Source organism: Candidatus Sysuiplasma jiujiangense, from assembly GCA_019721075.1.
Taxonomy (GTDB): Archaea; Thermoplasmatota; Thermoplasmata; order Sysuiplasmatales; family Sysuiplasmataceae; genus Sysuiplasma; species Sysuiplasma jiujiangense.
The window spans coordinates 67,109-83,836 of record JAHEAD010000006.1 but is presented as its reverse complement, the minus strand read 5'-3'; the positions used below and the strand labels follow the sequence as shown (position 1 = coordinate 83,836).

The 16,728-nt window shown below is 52.5% G+C and carries 22 protein-coding genes; 3 read left to right on the top strand and 19 right to left on the bottom strand.

Going from position 1 to position 16,728, the window contains the following annotated elements; translation table 11 throughout:
* The first annotated feature begins 69 nt into the window (after positions 1-69).
* On the top strand, positions 70-837 hold the full coding sequence (locus KIS29_05190; protein MBX8639716.1) for a hypothetical protein: 768 nt from the start codon (positions 70-72) through the stop codon (positions 835-837).
* Between the two features lie 48 nt (positions 838-885).
* Here KIS29_05190 and KIS29_05185 read toward each other — a convergent pair whose 3' ends face one another.
* The 16 genes from KIS29_05185 to KIS29_05110 all read right to left on the bottom strand — a co-directional run bounded on the left by KIS29_05185 (position 886) and on the right by KIS29_05110 (position 12,763).
* A complete protein-coding gene (locus KIS29_05185; protein ID MBX8639715.1) occupies positions 886-1,944 on the bottom strand; it encodes a hypothetical protein in 1,059 nt (352 codons plus the stop codon).
* A gap of 174 nt (positions 1,945-2,118) precedes the next feature.
* Positions 2,119-2,280: a hypothetical protein gene (locus tag KIS29_05180; GenBank protein ID MBX8639714.1), complete on the bottom strand. Its 162-nt coding sequence runs from the start codon at positions 2,278-2,280 to the stop codon at positions 2,119-2,121.
* A gap of 36 nt (positions 2,281-2,316) precedes the next feature.
* Positions 2,317-2,526 carry a hypothetical protein gene (locus KIS29_05175; protein MBX8639713.1) on the bottom strand — a complete coding sequence of 70 codons (210 nt, stop codon included), beginning with the start codon at positions 2,524-2,526 and terminating at the stop codon, positions 2,317-2,319.
* A 33-nt stretch (positions 2,527-2,559) separates the two neighbouring features.
* Entirely contained in the window at positions 2,560-2,907 is a 348-nt protein-coding gene (locus KIS29_05170) for a hypothetical protein (GenBank protein MBX8639712.1), read from the bottom strand.
* Between the two features lie 27 nt (positions 2,908-2,934).
* Entirely contained in the window at positions 2,935-3,342 is a 408-nt protein-coding gene (locus KIS29_05165; protein ID MBX8639711.1) for a hypothetical protein, read from the bottom strand.
* Between the two features lie 15 nt (positions 3,343-3,357).
* A complete protein-coding gene (locus KIS29_05160; protein ID MBX8639710.1) occupies positions 3,358-3,723 on the bottom strand; it encodes a hypothetical protein in 366 nt (121 codons plus the stop codon).
* Between the two features lie 38 nt (positions 3,724-3,761).
* The gene (locus tag KIS29_05155; GenBank protein ID MBX8639709.1) at positions 3,762-4,655 is read right to left on the bottom strand and encodes a hypothetical protein; all 894 of its coding nucleotides are present in this window, start codon (positions 4,653-4,655) and stop codon (positions 3,762-3,764) included.
* Positions 4,656-4,899: 244 nt separating this feature from the next.
* Entirely contained in the window at positions 4,900-6,807 is a 1,908-nt protein-coding gene (locus tag KIS29_05150; GenBank protein ID MBX8639708.1) for a hypothetical protein, read from the bottom strand.
* A 17-nt stretch (positions 6,808-6,824) separates the two neighbouring features.
* Positions 6,825-7,247 (bottom strand): hypothetical protein, encoded by a 423-nt coding sequence (locus KIS29_05145; GenBank protein MBX8639707.1) that lies wholly within the window; start codon positions 7,245-7,247, stop codon positions 6,825-6,827.
* A 7-nt stretch (positions 7,248-7,254) separates the two neighbouring features.
* Entirely contained in the window at positions 7,255-7,581 is a 327-nt protein-coding gene (locus KIS29_05140; GenBank protein ID MBX8639706.1) for a hypothetical protein, read from the bottom strand.
* Positions 7,582-7,594: 13 nt separating this feature from the next.
* Complete coding sequence (locus KIS29_05135; GenBank protein ID MBX8639705.1) at positions 7,595-8,452, bottom strand: hypothetical protein; 858 nt, start codon at positions 8,450-8,452, stop codon at positions 7,595-7,597.
* A 9-nt stretch (positions 8,453-8,461) separates the two neighbouring features.
* Positions 8,462-8,683, bottom strand: a complete 222-nt coding sequence (locus tag KIS29_05130; GenBank protein MBX8639704.1) for a hypothetical protein — start codon at positions 8,681-8,683, stop codon at positions 8,462-8,464.
* A gap of 163 nt (positions 8,684-8,846) precedes the next feature.
* Positions 8,847-9,032, bottom strand: a complete 186-nt coding sequence (locus KIS29_05125; GenBank protein ID MBX8639703.1) for a hypothetical protein — start codon at positions 9,030-9,032, stop codon at positions 8,847-8,849.
* 18 nt (positions 9,033-9,050) lie between these two features.
* Positions 9,051-9,437: a hypothetical protein gene (locus tag KIS29_05120; protein MBX8639702.1), complete on the bottom strand. Its 387-nt coding sequence runs from the start codon at positions 9,435-9,437 to the stop codon at positions 9,051-9,053.
* A gap of 801 nt (positions 9,438-10,238) precedes the next feature.
* Positions 10,239-10,694: a hypothetical protein gene (locus KIS29_05115; protein ID MBX8639701.1), complete on the bottom strand. Its 456-nt coding sequence runs from the start codon at positions 10,692-10,694 to the stop codon at positions 10,239-10,241.
* A 398-nt stretch (positions 10,695-11,092) separates the two neighbouring features.
* Positions 11,093-12,763 carry a hypothetical protein gene (locus KIS29_05110; protein ID MBX8639700.1) on the bottom strand — a complete coding sequence of 557 codons (1,671 nt, stop codon included), beginning with the start codon at positions 12,761-12,763 and terminating at the stop codon, positions 11,093-11,095.
* Positions 12,764-12,825: 62 nt separating this feature from the next.
* Here KIS29_05110 and KIS29_05105 point away from each other — a divergent pair, with 62 nt between their 5' ends.
* Positions 12,826-13,047, top strand: coding sequence for a hypothetical protein (locus KIS29_05105; protein ID MBX8639699.1), 222 nt, complete (start codon positions 12,826-12,828; stop codon positions 13,045-13,047).
* Positions 13,048-13,094: 47 nt separating this feature from the next.
* On the top strand, positions 13,095-13,304 hold the full coding sequence (locus KIS29_05100; GenBank protein MBX8639698.1) for a hypothetical protein: 210 nt from the start codon (positions 13,095-13,097) through the stop codon (positions 13,302-13,304).
* Between the two features lie 738 nt (positions 13,305-14,042).
* Here KIS29_05100 and KIS29_05095 read toward each other — a convergent pair.
* The 3 genes from KIS29_05095 to KIS29_05085 form a co-directional block, all read right to left on the bottom strand.
* Complete coding sequence (locus KIS29_05095; protein ID MBX8639697.1) at positions 14,043-14,294, bottom strand: type II toxin-antitoxin system RelE/ParE family toxin; 252 nt, start codon at positions 14,292-14,294, stop codon at positions 14,043-14,045.
* Entirely contained in the window at positions 14,291-14,509 is a 219-nt protein-coding gene (locus tag KIS29_05090) for a hypothetical protein (protein ID MBX8639696.1), read from the bottom strand. Before KIS29_05090 ends, KIS29_05095 begins: the two co-directional genes overlap by 4 nt.
* A gap of 456 nt (positions 14,510-14,965) precedes the next feature.
* Positions 14,966-16,417, bottom strand: coding sequence for an ATP-binding protein (locus KIS29_05085; protein ID MBX8639695.1), 1,452 nt, complete (start codon positions 16,415-16,417; stop codon positions 14,966-14,968).
* Between the last annotated feature and the right edge of the window lie 311 nt (positions 16,418-16,728).

The window sequence follows — 16,728 nt, the reverse complement described above, 5'->3', positions numbered from 1 at the left end:
ACACCTTCCCATTGACCCCGGGACCGCAAAATATAAGGTATTCGCAGAACGATCAGAAGGTGTGTCACCATGAACAGAACCGCGGGCAATAGACTGAAACTCGCATCGACAATTACAGCGATTGCTGTAGTTCTGATCACTATCAATTTCACCGTATTCCCGCAGTCATCACATCCGGAAAAGTTAACAGTCCATAACGAGACAGAGAATGCAATATTCAGGTGGTATCAGAACAATAGCAGTGCGGAGGGCATTAGCGGTGCTAAAGCACCTCTGCCGGTTGTTGTATCTCATTTTTCCATCGCCGGTCACACTTTGAATTCCGCATTAATATTGACCAGTTCGTTCGGAGCCACAAACTGGGGATCGAGCACTGGCGATTACACAAACAGTTTCATGTGGTATACTATCTGGGGGTATGTCAATGGATCAATATTGCAGAACGTACGGCCAACTTCAGTAACTCTGCGAATCAACTACAGCAGAAATGCAACGAACTCTTCGACCGACCCCATCTACGCCGCACAGGATATAATATATTCATATCCTTTTCTAACGCCAACAACGTACGTCAACGTTACACCGATCAATGGAACTAATTATCTCAGCAGTAAAGTAATAAATGGTGGCCCGAACTGGTATTCAATCACGGGTGGTTTGACAAACCAAACCTCCCGCAAGAATTACTCATTCACCTTTCCATTTGTCATCCAACTCTGGCCCGCTGCAATCAGCCGTACAACCTACAGCGTCATGGAGATAACCGCATCGCTCAATGGTCTTGACAGCAGTGTTACCTGCCACTTGATCCTCACAGTGATGACAGTGTGGACCTGACTCTGTGTCTCTTTCCCCGGTCCGGGCATATACTTAGGGAGACTAGCCTCAGACAGCCGAAGCCGTCCCCAGCGCGGCAACGAGGAATTTCACGTCGTCGATGCTCCTGCTCATGCTGGCGATGCGCACCGCGTCCCTTATGTCCCTGCTCTTCGCCGAGACGCCCGCGGCAATCGCCTCCGCCAGCTCGCCGTCCACGCCCATCATGCGCGTCAGGTGCAGGAACGCCACCTTCCTGAACTCCTCTGCGCTGTATTCCCTGAGTTCTATCTTCAGGAACCTGCTGAGCAGCTCCCTCCTCATCCTGCGCGTGTCGTTCGCTGCGCCGAAGACCGTCAGCGATATGTCCTCAGAGCGGCGGATGCCGAAGTGCATGACGCTCACGGTCTGATGCTCCATCAGCTCGAGGAGTATGGTGTCGTCCTCCGGCGACATCTTGTCTATCTCGTCTATGATGAGGTACTGCGGATGCTCGTCCATCACGAACCTGCGCAGCCCTGCCTTGCTGACGGCGTCGCCGAATGTCAGTTTTGCACCGGGCAGCTTCACCAGTCCTTCGAGGAAGAGCGACTTTGCCGTCGATGGCGGGCCCGTCAGCAGCACATGGACCGCCGGCCGTGCGCCCAGAGCCATGAATATCTGCCTTTTGGCGCCTGCATAGCCTGTGATGCCGTCGAACATGCCTTCGTCCGCACCGGGCGGAAGGACTGAACAGCCGTTCCCATTGCCGATCCTCGCAAGCGCCGATTCTATCATGTCCAGGTTGTAGCAGTCCCTCGCGCTGACTGCGGCGCCATGATCCCTGAGGCGGTATCCCCTGTTCCCTTCCTTTGCGAGTATGCCGTCTATGACCAGCCTGTTGAGCTCTGCTGTCGTCGCCCTGACGTCGTACCACCTGAACGGCGCACCGTGCCTCCGCTCCCATGCGATCGCCTCTGAAATGACGGGTATCGAGCGCCTGTGCGCGTACATGTAGCGCAGAACATCCTGCGCTGCGGCCGTCAGCGATGACTGCAGCGCGTTCACCGTCTTCCGTGCGTTCTCCGTCTCTCCCTGCCCATCATGTTCACTTCCGTTCTTTCCGCTTTCCTTTCCGATTTCGTTCAATGTACCACCAAAAAATGGGTGAATCACTTCACCCTGACCCAGAAGACACCCGAATGCCCTGTGAGCTGCATGTGCAGCTTTTGAAGCTCGTCCGCCTCTTCCTCGTTCGCGCACTCGAATTCATTCCCGCACTCCATGCATTTCCATTTCTGCATGTTCACCAAAAAGAGAGGGTCATGCACCCATGCCGTGTTCCGTCAGCGAAAGGCAGATGAGCGCAGCGATCTCTTCGTCCGTCAGGCGCAGTTCTTCCAGCCTTGCGGGGAAGAGGCCGAAGCAGAGGCCTATGCGCTCGTCGTCGTCCATGCTTTCATATAACGCCTTCAGTTTGCTCATATGCACCAAAAAAAGAGGATGGCGGTGCGGCCACCGTCATTTCAGCGAACCGTTCCTCTCGACGCCCGCCCTCAGCGCCTTCGTCATCAGCGCAAAGCAGTTGTCCGCCGCCGACGCATAATGCTCGAAGTTGGCCGGTGATGGATCCCTCACATATGCACGGGTGTAGCTCCGCATGAACCTGCGCCATTCTGAGAGATCCTTCATTGCTTTGATGTAATTCGTCGTGTCCGTTGCATCACCCAAAAAGGAAGAGGTTTGGGGCTGCTGTGGTGTGGATTACGCTTTCTTGTCGAGCAGGTCCAGATCGCTGTCCTGCGTCCTTATGCAGGTCAGGCTCACGCCTTTGCCCAGGACAGTTGTAAACATCGCGCCGAATGCGGGAGTCGATTTCGGCCACAGCTCGACCGACCGTATTTCCTGGTGTTCCTCAAGGAACCTCGTCGCTATGCCGGCCAGTTCGCGGAACATCGGCTCAACCGTCCCGTTGATGCACTTTATGTCCACGTCCAGCGGTTCTTCGTATTCCCATTCGCACACGTCTCCCCTGTATCTGTAATCGCGCCTCACGAGATTGTCCCCAAGGAAGACATACTCCCCCGTTTCTTCGTCGAATTCTACAGGCATTGTATCACCCAAAAAGATGGAAGAGGTTTACTTCCTGTGCCGGAATGCGTATTCCCGTATCTCACCGCCGTCTTTCAGTTCCCTGTACTCATCCGCAGAAATGAGCACGTAGTCGTCCCATATTTCGTTGTTGAGACAGGAGACCATCCAGAGGTGGAAATTATACGAGGGATCCCTGTCGAAGCCGAATTTCCATGCGCCGGTCTGCACCTCGACGAAATCCGTGGGATGGGGCAGCGCACCGAGTGCCTTGATCCCCCATACGTAGTACTCGAAGATGATCGGCATGGAGCTTTTGAGCAGTTCCGCCTCGTCAGATTCGAGCGGCTCGTATTCGTATATCGTGTCCCCGCTGTCGTCGCCGGCGGCAATCCGTTTCACAAAGAGCCTGTTGTCTATTCCAACATCGTGTTGTTCTGATATTGTATCACCCAAAAAAAGGGAAGAGGTTTATTGCTCCTCATCTCCCCCGGCGAAGTCCTCGTCGTCGAAGGTGTCGGAGGGTTCATGCACGTCGAGGTTCCACCAGCGGACCTGCACATGCGCTTCGGGGTCGGCCTTCAGCGCCGCCTTCACGATGCGTTCGCTGATTGCCTCTGTGTCGGCGCCGTATGGCATGTTCATGTGCCCGTCATAGCCGACGAATTTTGTGTCTTCCGTCTCGCAGGTCACTTCTATGTCCTTTTCCGGGTCCATGTCCCTGATGTCGAGGACATATTGCGGCAGGCAGTCCGGATCGAGACTGCGCAGCGCCTTCAGCACGGTTTCGGACCGCATGGTCTCAACCTCAACCTGCAGTTGGTATGTTACAGACATTGTATCACCAAAAAAAAGGGCCGTAGCCCTCAACGCGTTCAGCCCTCGACCCTCGGCGCGACCATGAACAGCATGCCGTAGTAACCTATATTCAGCGTGGTCCTCAACGGATAGTTCTTACCCACTTCGACGGTAACAGGATCCCTGCCGAATGTCGCAAATGTGTGGCTCAGGTAGTCCGCCGGGATGAGGCTGTCCGCCTCGCCGTTCCAGCGTATGTCCACGTCCGGGGAGGTGAATGTCGCCTTCTGCACCTCCGTGTCGTTCCCCGCCATGACGGTGAACTCTTCGGGCGTGATCCTCAGCCTGACATGGTCCGATATCTTCTCCATCGCCCTGACTGCCCTGTAGAGCCTGTCGCCCGCTATTGAAACGGACGAGGGCAGCTCGATATGCGGCATCCTGGGAGCGGACATGTCAGAAGCGTCCGCCGGCTCGAACGTCTTTTCAAGGTTGCCCGAGCTGACGACGAACTTACCCCTTCCGCTGTCGTATCCGAACGCAACGCCGTCCTTCACGCCGAGCAGCGAGAGGAAGCCGTCGAGGCGTTCCAGGTCGATGGCGTATGCGGGTTCGGTGAGGCGCTTCCCTTCCGCAGCCTCCCAGCCGTTAAGGCTGAGGCTGTCCGGCGTGAACGTGCATTCGATCATCGCCACATGCGCCGGGTCGATGCAGGGTATCACTATCCTGCCTTCCCCGTCGAAGCACACCATCGCCTCGTCCGCAATGCTGAAGAGCGTTTTGACAACCCTCTTCAGCACCTGCGCCTCCTCGCGGACGGTGAAGTCCGGTCTTATCCGCGTATCCCCCGTCTTCACCGCTTCCGCTCCGTCGCACGACTCGCCGGCAGCATTCTGCACCTGCGCACTGCCCGCCGGATCGGTCCCGTCCTCTGGCACACTGTTCATTTCTGCTGTTGTGTCTCTGTCCATTGTATCACCAAAAAACGGGTGCCTACCGCACCCTGATGCCGATGTCACGGAGACTGACCCTGCCGCTCTGCAGCTTCGCGATCAGCAGCAGATCTGTCTGTGCCTTTCACTTTATGTTTTACACAGAGATCATATGCTCTACCACAGCGAATCAGCGAAGTGGTTTAACGTAGAAGAGAAAAATGTGAAGAACCTCTCTTGTTTGTAATATGCGTCTTCATGAAAGCAGAAATCCAACTTCTTCTTAAACAATCGATGTTGCATTCAGATAGTCTTCAGGTGCATAGAAGAAGTAGCTGTTGCCGTTTGGCAGAGTGAGCATGACACCGCTGGATGATTCATAAAAAGGCATAGTGTAATTGGAACCTAGTGAGACTAAAGGGTAATTGCTGAACCACCAGCTAGCCGTTATTGCGGTGCTGCCGGAAACGGAGCTTATGGTCGAGAACTGCCCAAGTATCGTGGCTGCAAGCGACGTTGCCTTGACTATAGTGTTGCCTGCAGCGGCAATAATTGCAGCCTCGCCTCCATCAAAATCCAGCGGGTTGGCGGCTGCAATGGCGGCTATTACGGCAAGTCCTAGGGAAAGTGCCGAAGAGAAGATTGCCAGTGCCTGCTCTGCCTGCTTGTATGCATCTGCCGCATTCAGCCAGCCGTAGGTCATTGCCCATATCGTTGAGGACTGGTATTCGGTGCCACTGCCGCTCGCATTGAGCTGCACGCTTCCGTTGGAATCATGCAGCAGGTAGTGTTGTACGACCCATGCGACCGCAATGGAAACAGGGGAGCCTGTGACTTTCAGCCCCGCCGTTGAGTTGACATGAATAATTTCGCCGATTGTGAAGTTGCCGTCATAGACCTTCGAAACAAGTGTCTGGGAAAGGAGATGGGGCGGATACCTGTATGGAGGGCAGATGAATTGTTCCCAGTAATACCTGTAATTGCAGGTGTACCTGTTGTAGTGCTGGAATTCATACTCGACACCCTGGATGCCTGCAAATCCCGTTGTCAGATTCTGTGCTTGGCTGTGGTTGTCTCCCAGTTTTTCCGAAATGCCTTCAGGGGTGGCAACTGTTCCACCTCCTGAGTTGCCAACAGTTACGTTTGCCAGGTGAGAGAAGGAAGGCTGCGTGCTCATTGTCGTTGTTATCGATCCAGAAGGATTGGAGTAGACCTGGTTTGAGGTAAGTTTGATGGTGTCATTCTGGATATTGACATTTGCCCCAAGAACTATCTGTGAATTGCCCTGGTCTGCATTCCTGCCTATGTGCACGCCCAGCAACGGAAGTATTCCGTTCGCATAGGTCGTCTTTTCCAGCGTGTTGCTCGTCGTGCTCGGATAGGTGTAGTAGTAGAGCCAATAGCAGCTATCAGGTGAGACAACGACAGGAACGAGGGATCCTGCATGCAAATATGACAGGTCTCCGTTTGCAGAAGCATTGGCAGATATGACCTGTATGGGTACAGAGGGAAAGACAAGCGTCAGGTTGAAACCGATGTTCGTCAGTGATATCTGAGAATAGTTCGAAAGATTGACACTGCTGCCGCCAAACCAGCTCTCCAGTCCCGTTGATGCGAGAAGCGTGCTGTTTGAGAGCACTGTGCTGTTTGCGCTGACAACGGACAGGCTGAAAGGATTGAAAGGAATGTTGTTGTAGTACTGGTAGAACAGCAAGCTTCCGTTCAGCACGACTGTCTTGACCGCCTCGACTGTGAGTGAAGGGTAGTTCGTTCCCGTGTCCAGTGAGAGAAGGGACATCCATTCCTTTGCAATTGAATTGAACTGTGTCGACAGGAAGAACTTGCCTGTCGATGCGTTTCCAGGCAGCATCGTTGCATTCAGCAGCTCATCGTTGACACTGTTGTTCCACTGATTGTCCTGGGCAATGCTGTAGAAGCTAAGTCCTGCCTTTGCAAATGCAGAAGGCACAGCGGAGAATATCTGCACGTTGATGGTTGTGTTGTTGGCAATGCTGCCCGTCTGGCTGCCTGAATTCACAACCACTCGTGGACCGAAATAGCCAAACGGCTTGGGTTTGGGCCGTGAAACACTTCTCCGGCTGTACACATGAAGGGCATATCCTGCTCCTGCAGCTATGATGACAACCGAGGCGATAACGGCAAAAAGCTTCATGAGTCTTGTATGCGCCATCTCAATGCATCAGCACTCTACCCTATCGGCATCGTGAATGTTAAGTCTTTCCTGTCAAAAAAAAACGTGACAACAACTGTTGCTTTCCAGCAATCGAACACTTGTTCCCTGTGTTCCCTGCAGAGGTCTATTATGCCCTGCACGATAGGGGCATAGGGTCTGAAGTCGTCCTCCTGCCACCTCGGCGTCCGTATCTCTTCCTGCAGGTTCCTCCCGTATTCGTTCCGGACGAGGAACAGGTTGATAAAGTCCCGCAGGTCGCCGTAGGCATGGCGCCAGCCGTCGATGTCGTAGTGCGCTATCGTTCCGCAGTGCAGGCTGATGAACCGGTATGTTTCCTCATTCATCAGTCCGATGTCCCTGTGTTCGAGTATCTGTTCCACGTTGCGCAGGATCCTTTCCTTGTTGTATTGCGTCCTTTCACCAAAAAAATGGGGCATGCGCCCCTCAGTCCATTCCGGACCTAGTGCCGCCGCCGGTGTACTCGCGCACGCGGGACACCTGGTAGGTGCCCGCCGGTATCTCCATCACGCCGTGCTCCTCATGCTTCAGGAGTGCCGTCGCATCCAGGACGATTACCTGTTCGTCCTTGCGGTGCGGATTCTCGAACAGATGCCCCTGTATCTCATGCACCTTTCCGGTCTCTCCGCCTATGCGCAGCGTGGCCATCCCCTTGTCCTCATAGCCCCACCGTGGCACTTCGTCTATCTTGCCGTCTATCTCACGCAGCAGCACGTCGCCCTGCCTGTATACTTTTGCCGTTATATCACCCAAAAAATCGAGGCCGTCAGGCCTCAGCCACGAGCTCGTCGCCCGGTTGCATGTCGAACAGCCATCTCTCGCATTTCTGTATGGACGCCAGCGCATACCCGAACGGCGGAAGCGAATGGCACCAGAGCTGCCCCGTCTGGTCCCTGCCCATCAGGTAGACGCCGGCGGTGCGATCGTCATTCTCCAGCGCGATCACCTTGAATATCTTCACGTCCTTCGTGATGAACGCTTCCCTGACAGCGATGCTGCGTGTGTTGGCAGGAAGGCGTATCTGCGGTCTCTGGATATGGCCGTTGGCGGGATATGCATCCCTCATGATGCTGTACGGCGGCTCGTTCCAGCGCCAGTCCGTCAATGAGAAGGATATGTCCGCCCCGAGTTCGTGTTCGACCTCCTGTATGTCCATGACGGACTTCCTGGCGTTGCGCCAGTATGCGTCCCTGAGCCGTTCGCGCTTTTCCATCCATTTCCTGAACGGTTCAGGCGATGCGTTCAGCGCATTGCCCTCGTAGTCGAACTCCATGCCGTCGTCGAACAGATATTCGTGCCCGTTGCAGTTTATGACATACTTGCCGCTTTCATGCCACAGGTTGACCCTGAAGCCGGCGGCCCGGAATATGCCCTCACGCAGCCTGTCTTTCGTCGTGACCGAGCGCCAGCCGTCGAGGTCTATGACAAAGCTCCGCGGCTTGAAAAGCACTATCTTTGTGTTCCAGAACCGCATAGCGATGCCTTCTGTCTCCTTGTACAGATAGGTCGCACGCTTGACCTTCCTGCGGCCGTTCCTGCCACGCATGAAGTATTCCAGCACTCTCTGGTAGGCCGGATGGCTGTCAGCTGTCCCAGATGTTGTTTGCAGCAATATATCACCCAAAAAATGGGCCTACTGGCCCGGAAAGTATTTCTCAAGCGTCTCCGTCAGCGCGTCCTCAAGCTCGTAGTACTCCGTGCCGTAGATGACGTCCTCGTTAGGCGCGCCTGTCCTGTCTGCACTCGGTATCTTTATGCCGTAGCCCTCGAGCATGTCCGAGAACTCGTCTATCGCTGCGGCTGCCGCCTGCCTGAGCTTGCACGTGTCTATCGAAGTGTGGTCGCATTCTGTCAATTGTTCACCCAAAAAAAACCGCTTATATGCGGGGCAGGATAAAAAACACAATGAAATAGAAAAGCAGCATTCCTGCCGTCGTCAAGATCACGAACAGCGCCGCCAGATAGAGCAGCTCCCATACCGCATCCCAGATGTCCGCCGTCATATCACCCAAAAAGGTTTAGAGCAGCCTGCCGAAGTTGCCCTCGATCGCCCTGCCCACGGGTATGGACAGGGAGAGCTTCCTGTCGTCCCTCTCTATGACGACGTTCGGCCCGTCCCTGCCCACTATGTGCCAGTGGAGCGATGCAAGGTACGCCCCATGCCTCTGCTCTATGATCTCAAGCTTTGAAATCCTGACGTGCATGTTCACCCAAAAATAGGGTCATCGCAGACCCTCAAGGAAATCGTTTTTGCCGCTTTTCTTTCCTGCCTGCGTTCTGTGCGGACCGTCAGGCAGACCGTCAGGCATCATGAGCATGGCTACTATCCCCATCAGCCTGTTCAGCGTGTCCTGTTCGCCCTTCAGCCAGCCCGACCAGAACGCTATTTCGAGCAGCGTGTTTGCGGTGTCGCCTGTTTTTGCGGCATCGTCCGACGGCCCATCAGCCGCCGTTATGTTGCGCACCAGTTTCTTTGCCCACCAAACATCGCTCATTTCTGCGGAATTGAGTATGCCGATGGCCTCTTCCACTTCAGCGTTCACTTCGTGTGCCCACGATGCCGTCTCTACGGCAAATTTTGCCAGTTTGCTGTCCGTTATATCACCCAAAAAATGCGGTCACTGCGACCGCCTGTGCATATGCCGTATGCCGCATATGTCCGATCAAGTCCGGTGGTAACAACATGTTACCGCCGAAACTGAAAGAGTGCATATGCTGTGCGCCGCATATGTCCGATCAAGTCTGTGTGCATGCAGGTGCCGGGAGTTTCCTCCAGACCTTTCGGCCCGGCGTATGGCTGATAATAACCCCGGTTTCGACCTGCCGGTTGCCCGGCAGATACGCTGGGTACGCCAGCTCAGTCTGGCTGCCGAAGCAGCATTGCCATACATCTAATCTGAGCGTCAATGTCGCGCTTGGCATGCGAGTAACGGACGGCTACATCGTGTCCGGCATCAGGACACTGTCCCGGTGATGTCCTGCTTCACCGCCTTTTCAGCTCCGCAGGTCTCTGCCGTGCTGCCGCACGGCTTCTCCGCCGTTCACCTCTTACCTCACGGAGAACACTCGCATACCCCATTTCTGACTTGCACCCATGCACGGTGGCGCGTGGTGATTTTGGGCCGCCGCGGAGCCCGCCGTCCGCAGCGACTCGTGAACCGTATTCCACGGTTCCCTGTTGTTGCAGTCATGACTGTAATGTCTGATCGTCCATGCAGCCAACCGCATACGCATAACGCCGTATGCTTAACGACTGTGCGGACTGTGTGGTTGTTGACGATTCATAGCCCCGGCTAATCCATCTATGCTATGAACCGTTGGAAGATTGGCGCTACCCGTCCCCGCCGCTCGGAGGCTCTCCCAAATGGGGACATTACAAAAAATAAGGTGTTTGGGCGCTTTTGACGCCCTTAAGCTGTTTGCGCCTTCGACTGGGCAGCCTGCTTCTCTATGTGCCTGAGTATGCCGTCCATGACCGCCTTGTTGATGAGAAGGTCTTTCTCCTTCGCAAAGCGGATGTTCTCCGACTCGAGCAGGAACTTCCTGACTTCCTCTTCAGACCTGAAGAAGTTCGGCGTGGCGGTCTTGAACCTCGTGGCACCCATGTAGATGCCCACGTAGCTCTTGCCCGCCCTCACCGTGAAGCCCTTGCTTGCAAGCATGTCGGCGAGGTTCTCGGACAGACCGCTGTACCCGTCGTAAAGCTGATCCTTGAGCTCCGGTGCTTTGCTCCACTGCTCAGCTCTCAGCTCCACGCCGTGAACAACGCTTACTGTCGCAAGAGCCTTGCTCTGCTCTACCGGCTGGCTGCGTTCAGTCGCTGGCTCACTTTGTGCAGCGTCCTGCACTACGGTTTGTTTTGCCAATTTACCACTTCCTACTGGCTAGACGAGCCGGTATTGCATCCGGCTTGCCTAAACTGTTCAAGTCCGGTCAAACCCGAATAGACCCTTTTGAAAAATTTTTCGCAGGATCATATTTGAGCCTGAGTAACTCAAACACAATTGATCTTCTGTAAAATGAGAGGATTTTTATATATTTTCAATTTAATGTCAATTAAAACAAATTTGAAGCGAAACAGCGTACAAAAATGTGCATTCACGAAGGAAAATTCAATGAGAAATATAATTGAAATTCTATGGAAATCGAATTGATAAACAAAAAAATTTAGAAAAAAATTTCGAATCCGGCTGCACATGCGCAGGATCCTGTGAGCATGCCGTTCCCGTTCCGATTGAATGCAGTGCATGGCGCTCAGGGAACGTCAGCGGCCGCCGGCATCCAGTTCCTGCTGCATGCGCGTCAGTTCCTCCACGGTCGGCGCCCTTATTTCCGCCGCCCTGTCCTCGGTTTTAGTTATGGCGTCCTTGAGCGCGTCAAGGCCCGCCCGGACGACGCCGCTTTTCAGTATCTCGTCCTTGAGCCTGCCTGTGTGCCGGGCCTTGTCCGCCACGGCGTCGAGGCCGGCGTTTATCGCCCGATCTTTCATGTATATCGACTGCAGCCTGTCCGCATTCCTGATGCCTTCAATGCCCGGCCCGGGAACCTCGGCCGTGGGAATGTATCCCATCTGCCTTGCCTGGCTGTCAAACCTGTGCCGTTCCGATGCGACGAACTCCGGGGAACTGAGCTTGTCGAACTCGCCGCGGTAACGTGCCAATTCCTTCCTCGTTTCCATGAGTTCGCCCTTGACTGTGTTGATTTCGTTCTGGCGCAATGTGTCAAGCAGTTCCTTATTCTGCTTCTCCAGGGCGTCGAGGCGCCGCTGAAGGACGGTTTCAGGGGCGGCGGCATATTCGGTTTCCTGCCGAATACGTGCCTCAAGACGCCTTATCTGTTCCTCGAGAGGGCCTACTATGGCATCTATCTTCCTCTTTTCCTCATCTTCCTGGCGCATGCGGCGCAATTCGGCGAGTTCTTCCTTCATTGCCTGCATTTCCGGAGTGAGTGTCTGGCCGTTTTCATCTGGCTTTATCATGAAAGGCGCATAGAGAGGGAGGTCTTTCTGCGGAATGCGGAGCCTCTGCGGAATGCCGTTTGCGCTGATTACTATGTCGGTCATTTCCACCTGCTCGGCGGGCGGTGCGGGAGGCGCTTCCTCCGGCGGATTGAGCCCACGCTCTTTCTCCTCAAGGGTTTTTTCGAGCAGTTTGAGTTCGACCTCTGCCTTCCTGCGCGCTATCCGCTCGGCAGACTCTTCCGCCGTCAGTGGTTCGGTGTCAACGCCCAGTTCCTTCTTCAGGCGGCGGATCTTCTCATCCCTCTCGGCAGCGGACAGTGCCTTGCGTGAGAGGACGGCCGTGCTTCCGTTTTCCTCTTTCCATGCGGCCAGGATTGATGTGCGTGCATGTTCACCCGTTCCTGTTTCAGTCAATATCTGTTTCAGGGTCTCGTAGTCGTCCGCACGGTAATGGCTGAAACGCCGTATGATGCCTCTCGCATAGATGTCGCGCAACCCGAACTCTATCATGATGTGGTAGAGCGTCTCGAGCGCCGTCGGCACGGCGTACGTGCCCGCAAGGGGCGTCTGCATTGCCGGCTCGCCCGGTACCGACTTCGCTCCGACAAGACCCATGGGCGGGGGAAGGTTCTCGAGCGGCGGATATGCGTATGACATGGGGTCTATGAGCACATCCGTGCCGCCGTGCGATTCCACGGCTGATGGCACCGTTGCATTTGCAACGGAATTTGCGACGGGTTTTACAACGGGAACTGCTACGGGGGATGCGCCATGACGCTCTGCAGCGTTTCTGCCTCCGGTTGTTTCGCTCAAACCATCGATCACGCACTTGACCGCCAGGACGGGCAGACGATGCTTTTTGCCTATCCAGCTCACTGACTTGCCCTGGCGGTACAGTCTTGAGAGTTCTCTGGCCTGTTTCGAAGCACGGTCATATTCCTGCTGCGTCGGCTGCTTCGGTGTAAATTTCGACATATATGTATTCAGGTATGGAACCGACATGAATAATTCTTTACCCTTTCTCAAAGGCCGGCAGAATGGAAGCAGAGGGATATTGGGAGGCCGTGGGACTGACGCAGCAGGCCGTGGCACAGCATTTACAAGAAATACCGAAAACGGTAAAACTTGTAAAATCTGCATTTCACGAGGGAAAGGACATTGAAACGATTGCCGACGACATGAAGCTCGACCTTCTCGTGACATATGCGCTCCTGCTGCAGGACGAAGAAGACTTTCACAGGTTTCCATGCCTGGGTTGATTGCTGTAGACAGGCGGTTCGAAGTCCGACAGGTGTTTTGCCTCGGTTTGACCGGATTCGGAAAGTTTTCCTATTTCGGTCAAACTGCTCAAAATCTGCCTTTTCCGTTCAGAATGAGAAAGGATGTGCCCGAGCCAGATAAAAAGGATCGGTCACATGATGCAACCGATCTCCCGGCCAGACTCAAGGACATTACCATAGACAAGAAGAGAGCAAGGCGGGTAGTTCCTGAAGGTGATGGAGAAACGAAAAGGTAGCTTTGCCCATCGGTTGCATCATGCAACCGATGTCCCACCCAGGCTCAAGGACCTCGGCATAGACAAGTATGAATCGCACCGCTGGCAGATGATCGCTTCCCCCCCCTGAGAACAAATTCGAGGAATGCCTCGCTGACGCGGTGGGGAGGACGCAACCGGCAATGCCGCAGAGAACAAACAATTGCAGGATGCCATGAAAGCGTTGATAAGGGGGTTCAGGGATTACAGCATACGACCTGCAGATGAGGGAAGTGCCGTCGGAACGAGTGCCGAGCATTACTCGAAATGCAGGATAAATTCTGTTCGAAAACCGTAAAATACATATGGGTTCAAACCAATTATCGTTCAAATCTGGGCGGACCCATTATATAATAATTTTTGTATTTAGATCCTGTTAACTGCCAATTTTTCCCACCTGCTTTGCAGATTGCCTCATTGCCAGGCTCAAGGCGCCTTCGGTGAATAGATTCAAGAGATGTTTGACAAGAGTTATCCGGTGCTTACACAGGATTCGTGACATTACTAAGGTGCCCTCTTTGGGCAAACGATCACTCGCATGAATCGCGCTCTTCATTCTAATTACATTGGAACAGTCACGAAGGTTAGTAGAGAGAAGGATAGACTCATAGACTGTTTCTCGTAAGTCTAGCCAAGATCCGGTGCATTAATTATTTACAGGGTTCGGGATTAAAGCTGATTTAGGGATTCATGGGGTAGCGGGTAGCAACGTTTCTCACATCAGCCATATACTTTTTTTCTGTGCCCTATTCTGAGAACCAGCACAATGAGTTTCTCATTGTCCAGTTCCACTATCACTCTGTAATCTCCCACCCTTAGTCTGAAGCCTTCATCCCCTACCAGTTTCTTCAAATATGTTTCCGGTCTGACCCTGATCCTTTCAAGCGATGCAATTATACGCTCTCTCGTTGCCGCTTCGAGTTTCTTCAACTGCCGGAATGCAAGGTCTGAAAAGAGTATCTGGTAGGTCAAATTCCCAATTCCTTCTTGACCTCTTCTAGTGTATGTACCCTGCCCTCCTTGATTTCCCTGCGGGCCTGGGCCAAATCCCTTTTAGTCTCTTCATCCAGTTCAAGAGAGTCTTCCATTAGATCCCAGATGACATCTTCATATGTTTCCTTGTCGTGCAGCTTGCGCTTTGCCAGTTCCTTTTGCAGTTTTTCGCTTACCTGTATGGTCGTGGGCACTTAAATCACTATAATGTGCTATAATGGGCTATAGTATATATGTCTTATCCTCCGTAGAGTCATGAAGCTGCAAATTCTGCTTGTTGGATCTAATGGCTCCACGATGTACTCGGAGAGTGCAATTCAAAATTGAGGGTTTGTGGGTATTCGAAGAAATATTGCAGTAGGTCTGCGGACCCATTAAATTTTAGATGTTTATATTAAAATTTACAAAGCATTCTAAACAGCAATACAACTTGCAAACGGGCCATCGAGCCGAAAGCCGGAAGAAATGCATTCAGAGCCTATTCGGACTTCGATGATGTCAGTCCCCATAATAATCGGTGTGGAGTGGTTCCCGGTTGGAATAAAACGTTCCCTCGACGTTGGTTGAGATGGAGCAAGTGCTGTGAAGGTTACACATCTTTCGTCCAAAGCTGCACGTTGTCGCGGGAGGACTGAACGGAGGAATTATATTCAAATCGTTTGATCCGCCACATCGCTCTCAAGGAGCCAGGACCAGCAAGGTTTGACATCTATTTTAACGCCATCTTGGATTATTTCCTCCTCCTGATCAAGCGTCAAGATAATCGCCTTATCCATTTTCAAATCTCTTGCTGCCTCCACAAGTCCTTTCACTTCACGCTTCTCATTCTTTTCATTTAGCTCATAGCAAACCTGTATTGCCTCCCCAGTTGCAGGCTTGATGAAATCAACCTCACATCCGTCTCTTCCTTTGTAATAGAAGAACTCATGACCAAGCCTCATCAGCTGGACAGCAACGATGTTCTCGAGGAGTGCTCCATCACTTTCGCCGAAGGCTGGAGAGTTTCTTATGATGATTCCGTTGTCGATGCAGTAAACCTTCTTTGGATTCTTGTCAAATTTCTTCAATTTTCGTTCAAATTTCCTGACCTCAAACACCAGATATGTTTCTTCCGCATAAGAGATGTATTTCTCCACCGTATTGGCACTTTTCATACCGAGGTTCAACATGATTGAACGGTGAGTTACGGGGTTCCCCGCATTCGAAATAAGAAACCTGAGGAGTACCCTCAGTTCTTGAGACTTCCTCAAGGCGTACCTTCCAACTATATCTTTCTGGACAATGTCAGCTATCAGTTGGGAAAGAATGGATTTGTTCGACCCAAGCACTACCTCCGGCATACCCCCAGTGTGGAGATATGCCATAAACTCCCTTTGCAAAATTGCTCGACTGGATGTAGAATGTTTTCCGATTCGCCTGTATCTGACATTTCTTGCTTTCAGGAATTCAACGAAGGAAAAAGGGTAGAGCTCCACGTCAATGTGTCTTCCGGTAAGGCGTGTTCCCAGTTCCTTGCTGAGCAGATTCGCGTTTGATCCTGTTATGAAAACTCTGTAACCTTGTCTAAGTATCCTGTTTACAAAAAGTTCCCAGCCGTTTACGTTCTGGATTTCGTCCATGAACAGGTTTCTCCTGTCTCCATAGAGTTCTATGAATGTTTCCAGCAGGGTCTGGAAGTCGGTGCTTTCGAATCCAGCTAAACGCTCGTCATCAAAGTTGAGGTAGAAATACGAATCGCTGAAGTTAGTTTCCATCAGCTGCTTCATCATTGTGCTCTTTCCACATCTTCTCACACCCTTGATTACGAATGCAGACTTCCCTTCGTAGCTGGCCAGAGCATGAAATTGGCTCCTTTCCACTATGCGATCCACTAGCTTCGGTTCCAGCATCTGATCTGTTATGATGGTCCTCAGGATCGATTTTTGGAACATGAGTCTGTATGGGTATGATGATGTATAAATATTGTGCATTATGATGTATAAAAATGGAGCTTTTGTGCAATACAAGACACTATTCTTGGTAGTTAATCGAATTGTTGCTACGTCAGGCAAGTGAATAGTGGTTCTTGGAAAGAATTCTGTGGGTCTGGGCAGACCCATCATTTATTAACACAATTACATATAGACACATAATTGCTTACTCAACAGACCGGTTGACTCTGATGTGACAATCATACAAATTCCATTCCAGTCAATAATGGAAAACAGTCTTTGGTTGTGGATGTGGCTGATGCCCGAACGTTCGTGGCTAACTGAGTGCATGGGGATTGGATATCGTAGAGGGACAGGAATCTGTAACCACATGTTAGCCGTGTTCAGAAAGTTTCGAGCCGAGTTGACGACCGAGTTGATCTACACGATGACGTAAGAATTCTTGGGAGTTTAATGATCGCACCTCAAAGATCACAATCGAT

Coding starts and splice junctions, on each gene's coding strand:
- KIS29_05190 (MBX8639716.1), top strand. CDS start 70: ATGAACAGAACCGCGGGCAATAGACTGAAACTCGCATCGACAATTACA.
- KIS29_05180 (MBX8639714.1), bottom strand. CDS start 2,280: ATGAGCAAACTGAAGGCGTTATATGAAAGCATGGACGACGACGAGCGC.
- KIS29_05170 (MBX8639712.1), bottom strand. CDS start 2,907: ATGCCTGTAGAATTCGACGAAGAAACGGGGGAGTATGTCTTCCTTGGG.
- KIS29_05160 (MBX8639710.1), bottom strand. CDS start 3,723: ATGTCTGTAACATACCAACTGCAGGTTGAGGTTGAGACCATGCGGTCC.
- KIS29_05155 (MBX8639709.1), bottom strand. CDS start 4,655: ATGGACAGAGACACAACAGCAGAAATGAACAGTGTGCCAGAGGACGGG.
- KIS29_05150 (MBX8639708.1), bottom strand. CDS start 6,807: ATGGCGCATACAAGACTCATGAAGCTTTTTGCCGTTATCGCCTCGGTT.
- KIS29_05145 (MBX8639707.1), bottom strand. CDS start 7,247: ATGCCCCATTTTTTTGGTGAAAGGACGCAATACAACAAGGAAAGGATC.
- KIS29_05125 (MBX8639703.1), bottom strand. CDS start 9,032: ATGCACGTCAGGATTTCAAAGCTTGAGATCATAGAGCAGAGGCATGGG.
- KIS29_05110 (MBX8639700.1), bottom strand. CDS start 12,763: ATGTCGAAATTTACACCGAAGCAGCCGACGCAGCAGGAATATGACCGT.
- KIS29_05105 (MBX8639699.1), top strand. CDS start 12,826: ATGGAAGCAGAGGGATATTGGGAGGCCGTGGGACTGACGCAGCAGGCC.
- KIS29_05085 (MBX8639695.1), bottom strand. CDS start 16,417: ATGATGGGTCTGCCCAGACCCACAGAATTCTTTCCAAGAACCACTATT.